Source organism: Thioclava sp. UBA3469, from assembly GCF_002378135.1.
GTDB lineage: Bacteria > Pseudomonadota > Alphaproteobacteria > Rhodobacterales > Rhodobacteraceae > Thioclava > Thioclava sediminum.
In genome coordinates, this window is sequence record NZ_DFRG01000073.1 from 1 (window position 1) to 12454 (window position 12454).

General features: G+C 63.8%; 14 protein-coding genes. 4 read left to right on the forward strand and 10 right to left on the reverse strand.

The genetic code is table 11. The features are described from left to right. From B3D39_RS06550 to B3D39_RS06575, 6 genes are all read right to left on the reverse strand, one after another. Window positions 1-1355: ABC transporter ATP-binding protein (locus tag B3D39_RS06550; RefSeq protein WP_286789527.1), on the reverse strand; the 1355-nt coding region annotated here is incomplete at its 3' end. A gap of 5 nt (window positions 1356-1360) precedes the next feature. Further along, entirely contained in the window at window positions 1361-2446 is a 1086-nt protein-coding gene (locus B3D39_RS06555) for an ABC transporter permease (protein WP_274961630.1), read from the reverse strand. A gap of 77 nt (window positions 2447-2523) precedes the next feature. After that, complete coding sequence (locus tag B3D39_RS06560; RefSeq protein WP_274961629.1) at window positions 2524-3885, reverse strand: CmpA/NrtA family ABC transporter substrate-binding protein; 1362 nt, start codon at window positions 3883-3885, stop codon at window positions 2524-2526. A gap of 283 nt (window positions 3886-4168) precedes the next feature. After that, entirely contained in the window at window positions 4169-5347 is a 1179-nt protein-coding gene (locus tag B3D39_RS06565; RefSeq protein ID WP_274961628.1) for an ABC transporter substrate-binding protein, read from the reverse strand. Beyond that, window positions 5344-5928, reverse strand: coding sequence for an ANTAR domain-containing response regulator (locus tag B3D39_RS06570; RefSeq protein ID WP_274961627.1), 585 nt, complete (start codon window positions 5926-5928; stop codon window positions 5344-5346). Before B3D39_RS06570 ends, B3D39_RS06565 begins: the two co-directional genes overlap by 4 nt. Before the next feature lie 409 nt (window positions 5929-6337). Continuing rightward, window positions 6338-6499: a hypothetical protein gene (locus B3D39_RS06575; protein WP_168173754.1), complete on the reverse strand. Its 162-nt coding sequence runs from the start codon at window positions 6497-6499 to the stop codon at window positions 6338-6340. A gap of 1071 nt (window positions 6500-7570) precedes the next feature. On the opposite strand from B3D39_RS06575, the gene B3D39_RS06580 reads away from it, so the two are divergent. The 4 genes from B3D39_RS06580 to B3D39_RS06595 all read left to right on the forward strand — a co-directional run bounded on the left by B3D39_RS06580 (window position 7571) and on the right by B3D39_RS06595 (window position 10014). Beyond that, window positions 7571-7840 (forward strand): DUF982 domain-containing protein, encoded by a 270-nt coding sequence (locus tag B3D39_RS06580; protein ID WP_078519165.1) that lies wholly within the window; start codon window positions 7571-7573, stop codon window positions 7838-7840. Between the two features lie 124 nt (window positions 7841-7964). Beyond that, window positions 7965-8630, forward strand: a complete 666-nt coding sequence (locus B3D39_RS06585) for a lysophospholipid acyltransferase family protein (protein ID WP_274961626.1) — start codon at window positions 7965-7967, stop codon at window positions 8628-8630. 219 nt (window positions 8631-8849) lie between these two features. After that, the gene (gene rlmF / locus B3D39_RS06590) at window positions 8850-9755 is read left to right on the forward strand and encodes a 23S rRNA (adenine(1618)-N(6))-methyltransferase RlmF (RefSeq protein ID WP_274961625.1); all 906 of its coding nucleotides are present in this window, start codon (window positions 8850-8852) and stop codon (window positions 9753-9755) included. Between the two features lie 106 nt (window positions 9756-9861). After that, a complete protein-coding gene (locus B3D39_RS06595; protein WP_274961624.1) occupies window positions 9862-10014 on the forward strand; it encodes an SIP domain-containing protein in 153 nt (50 codons plus the stop codon). 78 nt (window positions 10015-10092) lie between these two features. On the opposite strand, the gene tenA is transcribed toward B3D39_RS06595, so the two are convergent. The 4 genes from tenA to B3D39_RS06615 all read right to left on the reverse strand — a co-directional run. Further along, entirely contained in the window at window positions 10093-10764 is a 672-nt protein-coding gene (gene tenA / locus B3D39_RS06600) for a thiaminase II (protein WP_274961623.1), read from the reverse strand. After that, a complete protein-coding gene (gene thiD / locus B3D39_RS06605; protein WP_274961622.1) occupies window positions 10761-11564 on the reverse strand; it encodes a bifunctional hydroxymethylpyrimidine kinase/phosphomethylpyrimidine kinase in 804 nt (267 codons plus the stop codon). Before thiD ends, tenA begins: the two co-directional genes overlap by 4 nt. Then, window positions 11561-12172 (reverse strand): thiamine phosphate synthase, encoded by a 612-nt coding sequence (gene thiE, locus B3D39_RS06610; protein WP_274961621.1) that lies wholly within the window; start codon window positions 12170-12172, stop codon window positions 11561-11563. The genes thiD and thiE overlap by 4 nt, the downstream gene beginning before the upstream one ends. Continuing rightward, window positions 12169-12454 (reverse strand): hydroxyethylthiazole kinase (locus B3D39_RS06615; RefSeq protein ID WP_286789528.1); only part of this gene is annotated, 286 nt, incomplete at its 5' end. The genes thiE and B3D39_RS06615, both read right to left, overlap by 4 nt.

A 12454-nucleotide genomic window follows, 5' to 3' on the forward strand; every position in this document is an offset into this window, starting at 1 on the left:
CCGAAGGGCTCGTCGAGCAGCAGCAATTTCGGCGAAAGCGCGAAGGCGCGCGCGATACCGACGCGCTGGCGCATGCCGTTCGACATGTCCGAGGCGGGCTTGTCCATCGCATCGCCCAGCCCCACGCGCTCAAGGTAATAGTCGATCACGTCCTGACGCTCGGCGCGGGATGCCTTGGGATAGACCTTGTCCACGCCCACGGCGACGTTTTCGCGCGCGGACAGCCACGGGAACAGGGACGGCGCCTGGAAGACCACGGCGCGCTCGGGATCGGCGCCCTTGACCTCGAACCCGTCGAGCTTGATGCCGCCTTTGGACACATCGTTGAGCCCCGCGGTCATCGTCAGCACGGTCGATTTCCCGCAGCCCGAATGCCCGATCAGCGAGACGAATTCGCCCTTCTTCAGGGTGAGGTTGAAATCCTCGACGACGGTGAGCGGCCCTTTCGGGGTCGGGTAGATCTTGTGAAGCTGCGAATACTCCAGATACTTCCCTTCTAGCGCCGAACGGGCAGCCTCGGACACCGCCTTAGGCAGCGCGTGCAGCGGCGTGACATCGGGCAGCATCCGCGAGCCTTCGGCCTTGGCCTGCATGCCGACATCCATCAGGTAGTTGGTGACGGCGGCGCGCAGACGCTTGAACCCCTCGTCATGGTTCATCGCACCGCGATCGCGCGGACGCGGGATGGTGACCTTGAACTCCTCGCCCAGCGTGCCGTCAGGGTTCAGCGCGATGATCCGGTCGGCCAGAACGATCGCCTCGTCGACGTCATTGGTGATCAACACGCAGGTCTTCTTGTCCTGCTCCCAGATATGCTCGATCTCGTCGGCGAGGTTGCCACGCGTCAGCGCATCGAGCGCCGAAAGCGGTTCGTCGAGCAGCAGCACCTCGGGGTTCATCGCCAGCGCGCGCGCCACGTTGACCCGTTGGCGCATCCCGCCCGACAGCTCCGCCGGACGACGGCTCGCGGCGTGGCTGAGGCCCACCATCTTCACGTAGTGGTCGACCTTCTCCTGACGCTCTTTCTTCGACAGGCCGGGGAAGATCGTCTCGACCGCGAGGGCCACGTTCTGGTCCACCGTCAGCCACGGCATCAGCGAGTAGTTCTGAAAGATCACGCCGCGCTCGGGACCGGGGCCGGTGACCGGGGCGCCCTTGAACAGGACCTCGCCCTTGGAGGGCATCTCAAGCCCCGCCATGAGGTTGATCAGGGTGGTCTTGCCGGTGCCGGAGAAGCCCAGCAGCACGAGGAACTCGCCCTCTTTCACGCTCAGGTCGATGCCGTTGAGCACGTCGCTGCGCGCGGTGCCTTCGCCAAAGCTTTTCGAAACGGATTTGAATTCGAGGATGCTCATGAGGATCACCGGTTGTTCGAGAAGGTGAACATCGACTGGATCGCGAACATCAGCCGGTCGAGGATGAAGCCGATGATGCCGATGGTGAACACCGCCACCATGATCCGCGCGAGGCTGTCCGAGGAGCCGTTCTGGAACTCGTCCCAGACGAATTTACCCAGACCCGGGTTCTGCGCGAGCATTTCGGCCGCGATCAGCACCATCCAGCCCACGCCGAGCGACAGGCGCAGACCGGTGAAGATCAGCGGCAGCGCCGAGGGCAGCACCAGCTTGGTGATCTTGGTCCAGGTGCCCATCTTCAGCACTTTCGAGACGTTCACGAGGTCCTTGTCGATCGACGCCACGCCAAGGGCCGTGTTGATGATCGTGGGCCAGAGCGAGCACAGCGTCACCGTGATCGCCGAGATCAGGAAGGACTTGGAGAACATGCCGTCATTGGTCACGTAGACGGCAGAGACGATCATCGTCACGATCGGCAGCCACGCGAGCGGCGAGACCGGCTTGAAGATCTGGATCAGCGGGTTCATCGCGGCATTGGCGGTTTTCGACAGGCCCGCCATGATGCCCAGCGGCACCGCGACGATCGTGCCGAGCGCGAAGCCGAAGAACACCGTCTTGATCGAGGTCCAGATCTGGTCGAGATAGGTCGGCTTGCCGGTATAGTCGCGGTATTTCACGCGGTCTTCCTTGCCATCGGCCACGAGTTTCGCGTTGCGCGCGTCCTGCCGCTCGTAGAAGGCGGCGGCCTTGTCGCGTTCGCGCAGGTGATCGGCATAGAGGACTTCGGTCTGCTCCCAGACCTGTGCGGGCCCGGGAATGGCGCCGAGCGAGGTCTGCACCTTCGGGGCCAGAACCGCCCAGACGGCGAGGAAAGCGATGATCGCCACCACCGGCACGCCGAGAAGCTGCCAGATCTCTTTCATCTGGGCCTTGGGATTGTCACCGGCCGCGGCGCGCAGAACCGGCGTGACCCAGCTCAGGCCGAGCACCTTGAACCAGCTATCAGCCTTGTTGATGCGGGTGAAGAGACGTTCGCGGCGGGCCTCGCGGGCCTGCTGTGCGGTCAGGGCGTCAGGATCGATGGCGGTCATGGCTTGGCGTCCTTGGGGGAATGTAGAGAGGAAAGGACGGGCGAGACCTCGGCGGCCCCGCCCGCAAGTCAGGGGAGTTACCCTTCGACCTTGTTGCCGACGACTTTCTGGCCCGATTTCAGACCGATCGGCAGGCTGTCGATATAGGCGTTGGGGGTGCGGCCGTCATACTCGACACCGTCGATGATGTCGGAGGTGGGCTCACGGTAACCATCGGTATCCCAAGGGAAATCCGCCTTGTCCGCGATACCTTCATCGACCAGCATCTGGGCGGCCTGCAGGTAGATCTCCGGCTTGTAGACCGACTTGGCGACCTCGTCATACCAGTCGTCGCTCTGGCTCTCGGGGATCTGGCCCCAGCGGCGCATCTGGCTGAGATACCAGACCGCATCCGAGTAGTAGGGATAGGTCGCGTAGTAGCGGAAGAAGACGTTGAAGTCCGGAACGTCGCGCTTGTCGCCCTTCTCATACTCGAACGTGCCGGTCATCGAGTTCGCGATCACCTCGGCATCCGCGCCCACATATTCCGAGCGGGCCAGGATCTCGACCGCCTCGGGGCGGTTGGCGTTGTCGTTCTCGTCGAGCCACATCGCGGCACGGATCAGCGCCTTGGTCAGTGCGAGCGTGGTGTTGGGGTTTTCCTCGGCGAATTCGGCGGTGATGCCGAAGACCTTCTCGGGGTTGTTCTTCCAGATCTCGTAATCGGTGATCACCGGAACGCCGATGCCCTTGAAGACGGCCTGCTGGTTCCACGGCTCGCCCACGCAATAGCCGTAGATCGTGCCGGCCTCGAGGGTCGCGGGCATCTGCGGCGGGGGCGTCACGGACAACAGCACATCGGCGCCGATCTGGCCCGACACGTCATCGGGCGAATAGTAGCCCGGCTCCAGACCGCCCGCGGCCAGCCAGTAGCGCAGCTCGTAATTGTGGGTCGAGACCGGGAACACCATGCCCATGTTGAAGGGCTTGCCCTCGGCGCGGTACTTCTCGACGACAGGCTTGAGCGCCGAGGCCGAGATCGGGTGCACCGGCTTGCCGTCATCGCCTACGGGGATGTTCTTCTTCATCTCGTCCCAGACCTCGTTCGACACGGTGATGCCGTTGCCGTTCAGGTCCATCGAGAAGGGTGTGATGACATGCGCCTTGGTGCCGAAGCCGATGGTCGCGGCCAGCGGCTGACCGGCCAGCATATGCGCCCCGTCCAGTTCGCCGTCGATCACGCGGTCGAGCAGAACCTTCCAGTTCGCCTGAGGCTCGAGCGTGACGAAGAGGCCTTCATCCTCGAAATAGCCCTTCTCATAGGCCACCGCGAGTGGCGCCATATCGGTGAGCTTGATGAAGCCGAATTTCAGCTCGTCCTTCTCGACATCGAGCATTTCCGCCAGCGCGGGGCTGACAAGGCAGGTGGTGGTGGCAATGGCTGCCAGAAGCTTTTTCATCGTTACGGTCCCTGTTGCATCGTCATGTGCGTCGAAAACGAAAAAGCCGCCCGACCCGAGCGCACCACTTCCAAGGGAGGAGGAAGATCGGCGATCAGGGTCGAACGGCTTTGTTCGGAGCCTCACAGCGATGCGAGGCGGAATATGTTGGAAATCGAAACGCCCTTGCTTCGATAGGACCAGAAAACGACCTTTGCACCCGCAGCGTCAACAATTGGGTTTCATGCTGCGCCTGCGAAGGGATGATTTTCTGCAGCGTGCGTAGAAAATGCTCACGAAACCGTCATGAATTCGCGAAAGGATCAAAAATCCAGCCGTCGAAGAACGCATCGCTCGGCAGAATCACCTGGCCCTGAACGGCCGGGATGGCGCCCGGAGCGGTCAGCGCGCCTTCGATCTTGTCGCGCGCCTCGGGCAGATCCGCCCCCAGATCAGCGAGATTGCGGGTGTAGAGATCGGTCCGGCAGATCGCACGCGCAGAGGCCATCGCCTCCTCGCGCGACAGCCCCAGTCTTGTGGCGAGCCTAGCGGCCACGAGGGCACCCTGCGAGGCCCAGGGGTAGCCCGCCGCGCCGGTCTGGAAGCTCATATAGCCCGGCACGCTCCGCATCTCGCCGCGCGGCGAGATCACGAGATTGCCGGTCAACGTCCGTTCTATCAGCTCCGGCGGCAGGTCGAGATAATCGCGCCGGGCAAGCAACTCCGCCGCCGTCAGAAGGTTGCGCTCATGTCCAAGCCATCGCCCGGCCTGCCACACCGCCCGCATCAACCGCCGCGTCAGCCCCGGCTCGGCTTCGGCCCAGTCATGGCGCACGGCCAGAACCTTCTCCGGCGCGTTGGCGCGGATCGCCGTGCCGGGCAGCAGCATTTCTCCGACCCGGTTCTCCACGGCGATAGAGCCCCAGGGCGCGCCCACACAGAAGACATCGATCTCGTCCGCCGCCAAGGCCTCCGCCATGAGGGGTGGCGGGACGGTGTGAACGTCGAGATCCTGCGGCGCGCTCAACCCGATCGCACCCAGCCAGTGATACAGAAGCTCCGCATGCATCGAGAACGGGAACGGCACGCCGATGCGCAGACGTCCCGACGCGCCCGCGATCAGAGCCTCGCCCGCCGCGCGCGCATCCGCGAAATCGAACCCGTAGCCCTGCGCCCGCATTCGATCGGCCAGCGCACGCGACACGCCGATCGAATTGCCGTTATGCGACAGGATCTGCAGGATATCGATGCGCGTGTTGAACCCGCCCAGCCCCAAAGCGGCGGCAATCGGCATCGGAAACAGCATATGCGCCGCCTCGAGCCGCCCCAACATCAGTTGATCGCGCAAGGTCGACCAGCTCGGCGCGGCATTGAGCGTCAGCGCGAGCCCCTCTTCCTCGGCGAAACCGATCTCGCGCGCGATGATCAGCGGCGCCGCATCGACGAGCGGGATATATCCGACCGAAAGAGGCACGACACTCATGACAGAAGCCCCGCCGCGGTGACCAGCGCATGGGCGACATCCGCGACCCGCCTGCCCTGATCCATCGCCGTCCTGCGCAGCAGCGCATAGGCCGCGTCCTCGTCGATCCCGCGCGCCTTCATCAACAGGCCCTTTGCGCGGTCGATCACCTTGCGCTCTTCCAGCGCGCGCCGGGTCGTCTCCAGCTCAGTCCGCATCCGCTGCACCATGTTGAACCGCGCAATCGCGGCATCCATGATCGGCTTGATGCGATCCGCGCGCAGCCCATCGACCACATAGGCGGAGACGCCCGCATCGATCGCGGCCTTCGTCGCCCCGTCATCCGAGCGATCGACGAACATCGCCACCGGACGCTCCAGCGGCCCCGAAGCCAGCGTCAGCTCTTCGAGCATGTCCCGCGAGGGGCTCGCCATATCAACGAGAACGATATCCGGGTTCATCTCGGAAATCCGCCGCGCGAGACCGGTCGTCTCCGGGATCACGGTGATCTCGTAAGACCCCGCTTCGCGCAGGCTGTCCTCGATGAGCCCCGCGCGCTCCGGGTCTGTTTCAATCACAATGATGGATAGGGCTTCGGGCATCGATCACATTCGTTTTCCGGTACGACCGGCATAGAGCCGGCAGCCAAACATCCGAAGCGCGGACATATATTGGACAAGCTCCAATTCACGGCTGACGGATTGGCGGTCAGCTTTTGGGCTTCATGCCTGAATTTTGTGCGCTCCGCGGCGAATGCCGGCCACTCCAATAACATGAGCCCCCGCGCGGCCCGATGGCCTTCGAAGTCGGGCCGTCGCGATCAGGACGCTCCTAGGCGACCTCCCACAAAGGGCTCCGGCTGACCCGCCTTTCAAAAAGCGAAGCGGCAGGAGTTTCCCCCTGCCGCTCCACGTCCCGGCACGTCGTGTGGCGAGCATCGGCCGGTTCGCGTAGAACCTCACATCGCTCAGCCTTCATGCCGGGAATTCCGATCCTGATCTTCGCGAAGACCTATTTCTGGGCGCTGCGCGGCGCTGTGCTTTCCCCGTTCGCAGCTTTCTCTTCGGACAGTGTCCGGAAGAAATGAGGCCAGGCGAGGGCGGCATGGCCCTTGTTGTTCGCGATGTCATTCGTCTGGGGCGTCTTACCCTTGGGCAGTTTTTCGATAGCCATGTTCGGCCCTCCATTTTACCCGCGAGGGATACTCGCGGAATTCCTCTGGATGACCGAAAGCTTCGGTCAGTTTCGCTCGTGTCGCGGCGGCGCCTCCAAGGATGAGGCGCGATGCGGCGTCCGTCCGGTCCCGAGCCGTCGGGGCTTTCGGGGGGCAGATCACGGAAGACGCCGTCGAAGTCGTGTTTGCGGGCCATAGTCCCGCTCTGGTCGCGAAATCCGGTCTGAAGACCGGCTACGGAACCGCATCAGCTGGTGCCAGATTGCAGGCGGTCTCACGACCGTCGCGTCCGGTTCCGAATTCTCAGGTAACGGCCTGTCTGTCTTCGCGCAGAGAGAGACCTGCGCGCGCAAGGGCCGAGATGTGGACGAAGATATCCCGTCTGCAGAATAGATCAGCCAAGCTCAGTCATTTCAGTAGGAAGACCGGAGCCGGCAGAGAAGAGAAATTACAGATGAGACGAGCGTAGTCCGGTATACCTAAGTGACCGCGGCCCCTTTTGCAAAGGAAATCAGCAGCGAGCGAACGGCACGCACGGCCACGTCTTTCCGAGCGCGCAATTTATATCTCGTACAATCAAGCCGTTGCGCGAAAATTCCGGTGCCGAAACGCAATTTCCTCGTAATTTGGGCGCAAATCCCTTATGTCTGCACTCGCATATCTTAATTCTCGGACCCTGTTCCTCCCGGCTCAGCGACGATCTTGAGCTTTGTCGGGCCGCAGCTTTTCAAAGGCGGCAGTAAGGAAAAGGAGCTTCCCATCGGCCCATGGTGCCGTGACGCCGTTCGAGCAGACCAACCCATTCAGCCCTCCTACCGGGATGAACTTGGTCGATACCGCAATTTCTGCCCCTCGCGACCTCCACGAGAGCTTCGCATGTCAGAGGGGCCGGACCGCGATCCGCGCGCATTGACGCTGACGCCTCGCGATCCGCTCGGGATACCAAACCGGCGCGCCCTCGCGCGCAGACCTAATTCACCGCATAGAAACGGCTTAGCCCGCACTATGCCTCCGTGATCGCGCGACCGTTCAAATCGGAGCCGTCACGACCGCTTAGAAAGATACGAACCTTGATCGAAATTTACTGGGGCAAACCCATCTCCCTCGTCGTGTCGCCGGACGGCGACGTCAAAACCTTCAGCACCATCGAACAGGTGCATTACTGGCTGCGCGAGAAATGGCCGGTCACTGATACCGCACAGATCCGTGCAATTGACCGCGTCGAAGCGGCCATGGAATGTCTGGGCACCGTGGGCGACGCGCGCAGCGCGTTCCTCGGGGCCGCGACCACCGCCGGCTTTTCACCATTCGAAACGATGGATCACCCGATTGCAGCCTGATCATACAGCACATACGTCGCCGCGCGCGCGACGCGGACGGGCCGGCTCGGCGCCGCGGTTCGAAGGCCTGCGCTCAAAGCTCTTCGACGTAGCCTTCGGGGCGTGGACGGCACTGCAAGCGCCGATGATCCCGGTCCTCGCGCTGGCGCGACGCCCCCGGCTCGTGCGCGCCGCCGTGCGGGTCTGGACCGGCGGGGTCTTCGCGCTCGCACGCGGGATCCTGCGGTTGCGCGTGCGCGAGCAAGGGCTCGAGAACAAGCATCTCGACAGCCCCTGCATCTATGTCTGCAACCACCAGTCCACCTGGGAGACGCTGGCCTTCAACCAGCTCGTGCCCGATGTCTGCATCATCGCGAAACACGAATTGCGGCGTATCCCGATCTTCGGCTGGTTCCTCGAACATTCGCCGATGATCCTGATCGACCGCAGCGGCGGCGGGCGCGCCCTTTCCGGGATGATCACCCAGGCGCGCGAAGAGGCTGCCAAAGGCCGCTCGATCCTGATCTTCCCCGAAGGCACACGGGTCGGCGTGAACGATCGCTGTGAATTCCAGCCGGGCCTGATCGCGCTTTATCGCAAGCTCGGCCTGCCGATCGTGCCGGTCGCGCATAACGCGGGCCATGTCTGGCGCAGGGACGTGAAAACCGGGGGCACGATCACCGTCGCCTATTTCCCGGCGATCCCGCCCGGGCTTCCGGGCGCCGAGGTGAGCGCGCAGGTCGAAGAACTTCTCAATGTCGAGAAAGACCGCCTGCCCCCCTGCACAGCTCTGAGCGACAACGCAAAATAGGTGGCGCCCTTTTGGTAGTGGGCCGCCCTAGCCTCTTGTGGTGCGGCCCCGCAAGTCCAATCCCTATCACGCTTCGGCCTTAAGACCGCGACACATCCCAGGCATCTTGATATCGGTGACACGCGGGCCGATCAGGCATTTCTCAAGCTGCGATGAAGATCTAAGGTCGACATCCTGTTGGACGCGCTGCCTCCACCGCTATGCATGAAGGTTCTTTCCATGGCCACCAAACCGATGTTGCACCCGCGTAATCAACACCGGGCGGGGTACGACTTTGAGCGTCTGATCGTGCAAACCCCGGAGCTGGGGGCATTTACCACGAGAAACCCGCGCGGACGGATGACGATCGACTTTTCGGACGTGGATGCGGTCCGCATGCTCAACCGGGCACTCTTGCGGACGCATTACGACATCGATTTCTGGGATATTCCGGCCACTTATCTATGCCCTCCGATCCCCGGCCGTGTCGATTACATCCACTATCTGGCGGATCTTCTGGCCGAGTGTAACGGTCATGAGATCCCGCACGGCCCCGAGATCAAGGCGCTCGACATAGGGACCGGCGCCAGCCTCGTCTACCCGCTGACCGGACAGCATGAATATGGCTGGGAGTTCACCGGCGTCGATATCGATCCGGTGTCGATCAAGTCGGCGGCCGAGATTTGCGACCGCAACGGTCTGAACATCAGCCTCAGGCGTCAGACCGATCCCGAGGACATCTTCGAAGGCGTGATCGGTCCCGACGACATCTTCCATGTCACCTTATGCAATCCGCCGTTTCATGCGTCCATTGAGCAGGCGGACAAAGGCACCCAGCGCAAGTGGCGGAATTTGGGGAAAGGCAACTCGAAGAAACTCAATTTTGGCGGCCAGAACGCCGAACTTTGGTGCCCCGGTGGCGAGATCGGCTTCATCGCCAGAATGATCGAGCAAAGCACAGGTTTCGCCGAGCAATGTCTGTGGTTTACCTCTCTGGTGTCGAAGAAAGGCAACCTCCAGCCCATTTCCAGACTGCTGCGCAAAGCGAGGGTTGCCGAGTCCAGGGTCGTCGAAATGGCTCAGGGGCAGAAGACAAGCCGGTTCATAGCCTGGACCTATTATCCCGAAGCACAGCGATCCCTATAGGGGGACCGGGTTCGCCGACAGGACGCTAGGGATGGCGCCTGCTCTCGCGCGACGGGCGCATTCGAAAGGACTTCGGATCACGTCGCGCTCTGGGCGCATCGCGCGAATGCCGCGGACATTTGTCTGGATCGCGGCCGAAGCCAGCGTCGCCCGCGCTCTGCGCGACGATCTGATCGCCCGCGGTCATCCGAAGGAATGGCTGAAGGCGGCAGGATACTGGATTGCCGGACAGGCCGACGGTTCGGCCAAGGACCTGTGAGAGGCGCAGGCCCGCGCGGAGATTTCCGTCGCGGGCCCGGAACCGGCCCACCGAGGGCGTCAGGTGCCCGCGCTGCACTCACGCGGCAGGCCGCCGCCAGCTCTCACGGTGGTACGCGCTGTCCCAGAACCGCCACTCATGCCAGCAACTGCGGGCGAAGGCGCGGTGCATCCGCTTGCGGGCGGCCTCATCGGCCCTCGCGCCCAGCCTGTCGGTCAGGTCCAGCATCCGTTCCACGCTCTGATCGAAAGCCTCGCCCGAATAGGTCGCGATCCAGGCAGCATACGGGTTCGCGTCCCCGCTGACCTGCGCAATTTCCCGGCCGATATCGCGATAAATCCAGAAGCAGGGCAACAGGGCCGCCACCGCCTCGGGGAAATCACCCGTCGTGGCACTGCGCAGCAGGAAGGACACGTAGTGATCGCAGGCAGCAGAGGGCTCGATATCCGCAAAATCGTCGGCCGATACGCCGAACAGCCCCATGTAATGCGCGTGCAATTCCCGCTCGACCGCGATCGCGCCGGCCGCCGAACCTGAGAGCTGCGCGACGGTCGGTGCATCGGGGGCTTTCGCGGCGGCGAGCGCGAGGGCCCGGGCGAACCCTTCGAGGTAATGGGCGTCCTGAATGATGTAGCCTTGGAACGTTTCCGGATCGAGGCGCCCCTCCGCCAATTCGCGATTGAAGGGCATGTCACGAATCTGGCGCCGCAGCGGCGCGGTCGCCTGCGCGAGGTCTTGGGTAAAGCTCATTGGCTGTCCTCCTGAAAAGCGTGGAAATGGTGCACCGGCCCGTGGCCCGAGCCGACGGACAGCCGATCCGCACCGGCAATCGCAGCGCTCAGATAGGCCTTCGCACGGCGTGTCGCGTCCGGCAGCGGCAAGCCTGCGCCGAGCCATGTGGCCAGCGCCGAGGACAGAGTGCAGCCGGTGCCATGCGTGTTGCGCGTCGCGATGCGCGGCGCATTCAGCCAAACATCGTCCCGCGCGGTGACCAGCAGGTCCGGGCTTTGATCGCCCTGCAGATGCCCGCCTTTCAGCAGCACCGCACGCGACCCGAGATCGCGCAGCGCGTGGGCCTGTTCGCGCATCTCATCGAAGCTATTAGCCTCGGCACACCCCAGCAGATCGGCGGCCTCGGGCAGGTTCGGCGTAATCAGATCGGCGCGCGGCAGGAGAGCGCGCAGCGCGGTCACCGCCGCCTCTGCCAACAGCCGATCGCCGCCTTTCGCGACCATCACCGGGTCGAGCACCACTGGACACTTGAGCCCGGAAAGCCCCTCGGCCACGGTCTCGATGATCGCGGCATCGCCCAGCATCCCGATCTTGATCGCGTCGATCCGAATGTCGTCGCGCAGCGAGGCCATCTGCGCCGCGATCAGCCCGGTGTCGCACAGGCTCACCGCCTGCACGCCGCGCGTATTCTGCGCGGTCAGAGCCGTGATCACGCTCATCGCGTAGCCGCCATTGGCGGAAATGGCCTTGATATCGGCCTGAATGCCCGCCCCGCCCGATGGGTCGGAGCCGGCAATGGTGAGAATATTCGGGATCATATGTCGCTCCATGCGCTGCGCAGGGTTCGGGTGGCGCGCGCCATGTCAGGGGCGCGCGAGATGGCAGAGATCACCGCGACACCGGCACCGCCCGCTGTCCGGATCGCGGATGCATCGGCAGCGGTGATCCCGCCGATCGCGAGGCAAGGAAGGTCCGTGCGCGCGGCGATCGCGGCAAAGCCCGCATGGCCAATCGGGGCGGCGTGGTCGGGCTTCGAGCCGGTCGCGTGGATCGGGCCGACACCGAGATAGTCCACGCCCGCGGGCACAACCGCGATCTGTGCCTCGGTCTCTATCGAGAGGCCAAGGATCGTGTCGGACCCGATCCGGTGACGGATGGCGGCGGGGTCGCCATCGCTTTGGCCGATATGCAGCCCGGCGGCGCCGATCTCGATGGCCACCGCGACCCGGTCATTCACGATCAGCGGGACGTCATAGGGGGCGAGCGCCGAGATCAGCGCCCGGGCCAGTTCTGCGAATTCCGCATCGGGGAGCGTCTTGTCGCGCAGCTGCACCCAGCCCGCGCCGCCCTCAGCCGCAGCGATTGCCTGCGCGATCACGGGCTGCGGGGCGTCCGGGTCGGTGACGAAACAGATGGGCGGGATCATGCGGGTTCGATCCGCGCACCGGCGGTCAAGGCTTCGGCGTCGATGGCATGGAGCGCATCGAGGAAGGCGACCTGAAAGCTGCCCGGGCCTTGGGCGGTCGCGCCTGCGCGCTCTCCCGCAAGCCCGAAATAAGCGAGGGCCGCGATCACCGCCTCGAACCGGGGCTGGCCCGCCAGATACGCCGCCACCACACCAGTTAGCGAACAGCCCAAAGCGGTGACGCGCGGCATCATCGCATGGCCATTCGCAACCCGCGCGGCGCGCTCCCCATCGGTCACGAAA

Bases quoted from the DNA above. Each gene is read 5' to 3' on its own strand.
- B3D39_RS06585 (WP_274961626.1), top strand. From the start codon at position 7,965: ATGATCCCGGTCCTCGCGCTGGCGCGACGCCCCCGGCTCGTGCGCGCC.
- B3D39_RS06565 (WP_274961628.1), bottom strand. From the start codon at position 5,347: ATGAGTGTCGTGCCTCTTTCGGTCGGATATATCCCGCTCGTCGATGCG.
- B3D39_RS06570 (WP_274961627.1), bottom strand. From the start codon at position 5,928: ATGCCCGAAGCCCTATCCATCATTGTGATTGAAACAGACCCGGAGCGC.
- B3D39_RS06560 (WP_274961629.1), bottom strand. From the start codon at position 3,885: ATGAAAAAGCTTCTGGCAGCCATTGCCACCACCACCTGCCTTGTCAGC.
- tenA (WP_274961623.1), bottom strand. From the start codon at position 10,764: ATGAGCTTTACCCAAGACCTCGCGCAGGCGACCGCGCCGCTGCGGCGC.
- B3D39_RS06555 (WP_274961630.1), bottom strand. From the start codon at position 2,446: ATGACCGCCATCGATCCTGACGCCCTGACCGCACAGCAGGCCCGCGAG.
- B3D39_RS06575 (WP_168173754.1), bottom strand. From the start codon at position 6,499: ATGGCTATCGAAAAACTGCCCAAGGGTAAGACGCCCCAGACGAATGAC.
- thiE (WP_274961621.1), bottom strand. From the start codon at position 12,172: ATGATCCCGCCCATCTGTTTCGTCACCGACCCGGACGCCCCGCAGCCC.
- B3D39_RS06595 (WP_274961624.1), top strand. From the start codon at position 9,862: ATGCCGCGGACATTTGTCTGGATCGCGGCCGAAGCCAGCGTCGCCCGC.
- thiD (WP_274961622.1), bottom strand. From the start codon at position 11,564: ATGATCCCGAATATTCTCACCATTGCCGGCTCCGACCCATCGGGCGGG.
- rlmF (WP_274961625.1), top strand. From the start codon at position 8,850: ATGGCCACCAAACCGATGTTGCACCCGCGTAATCAACACCGGGCGGGG.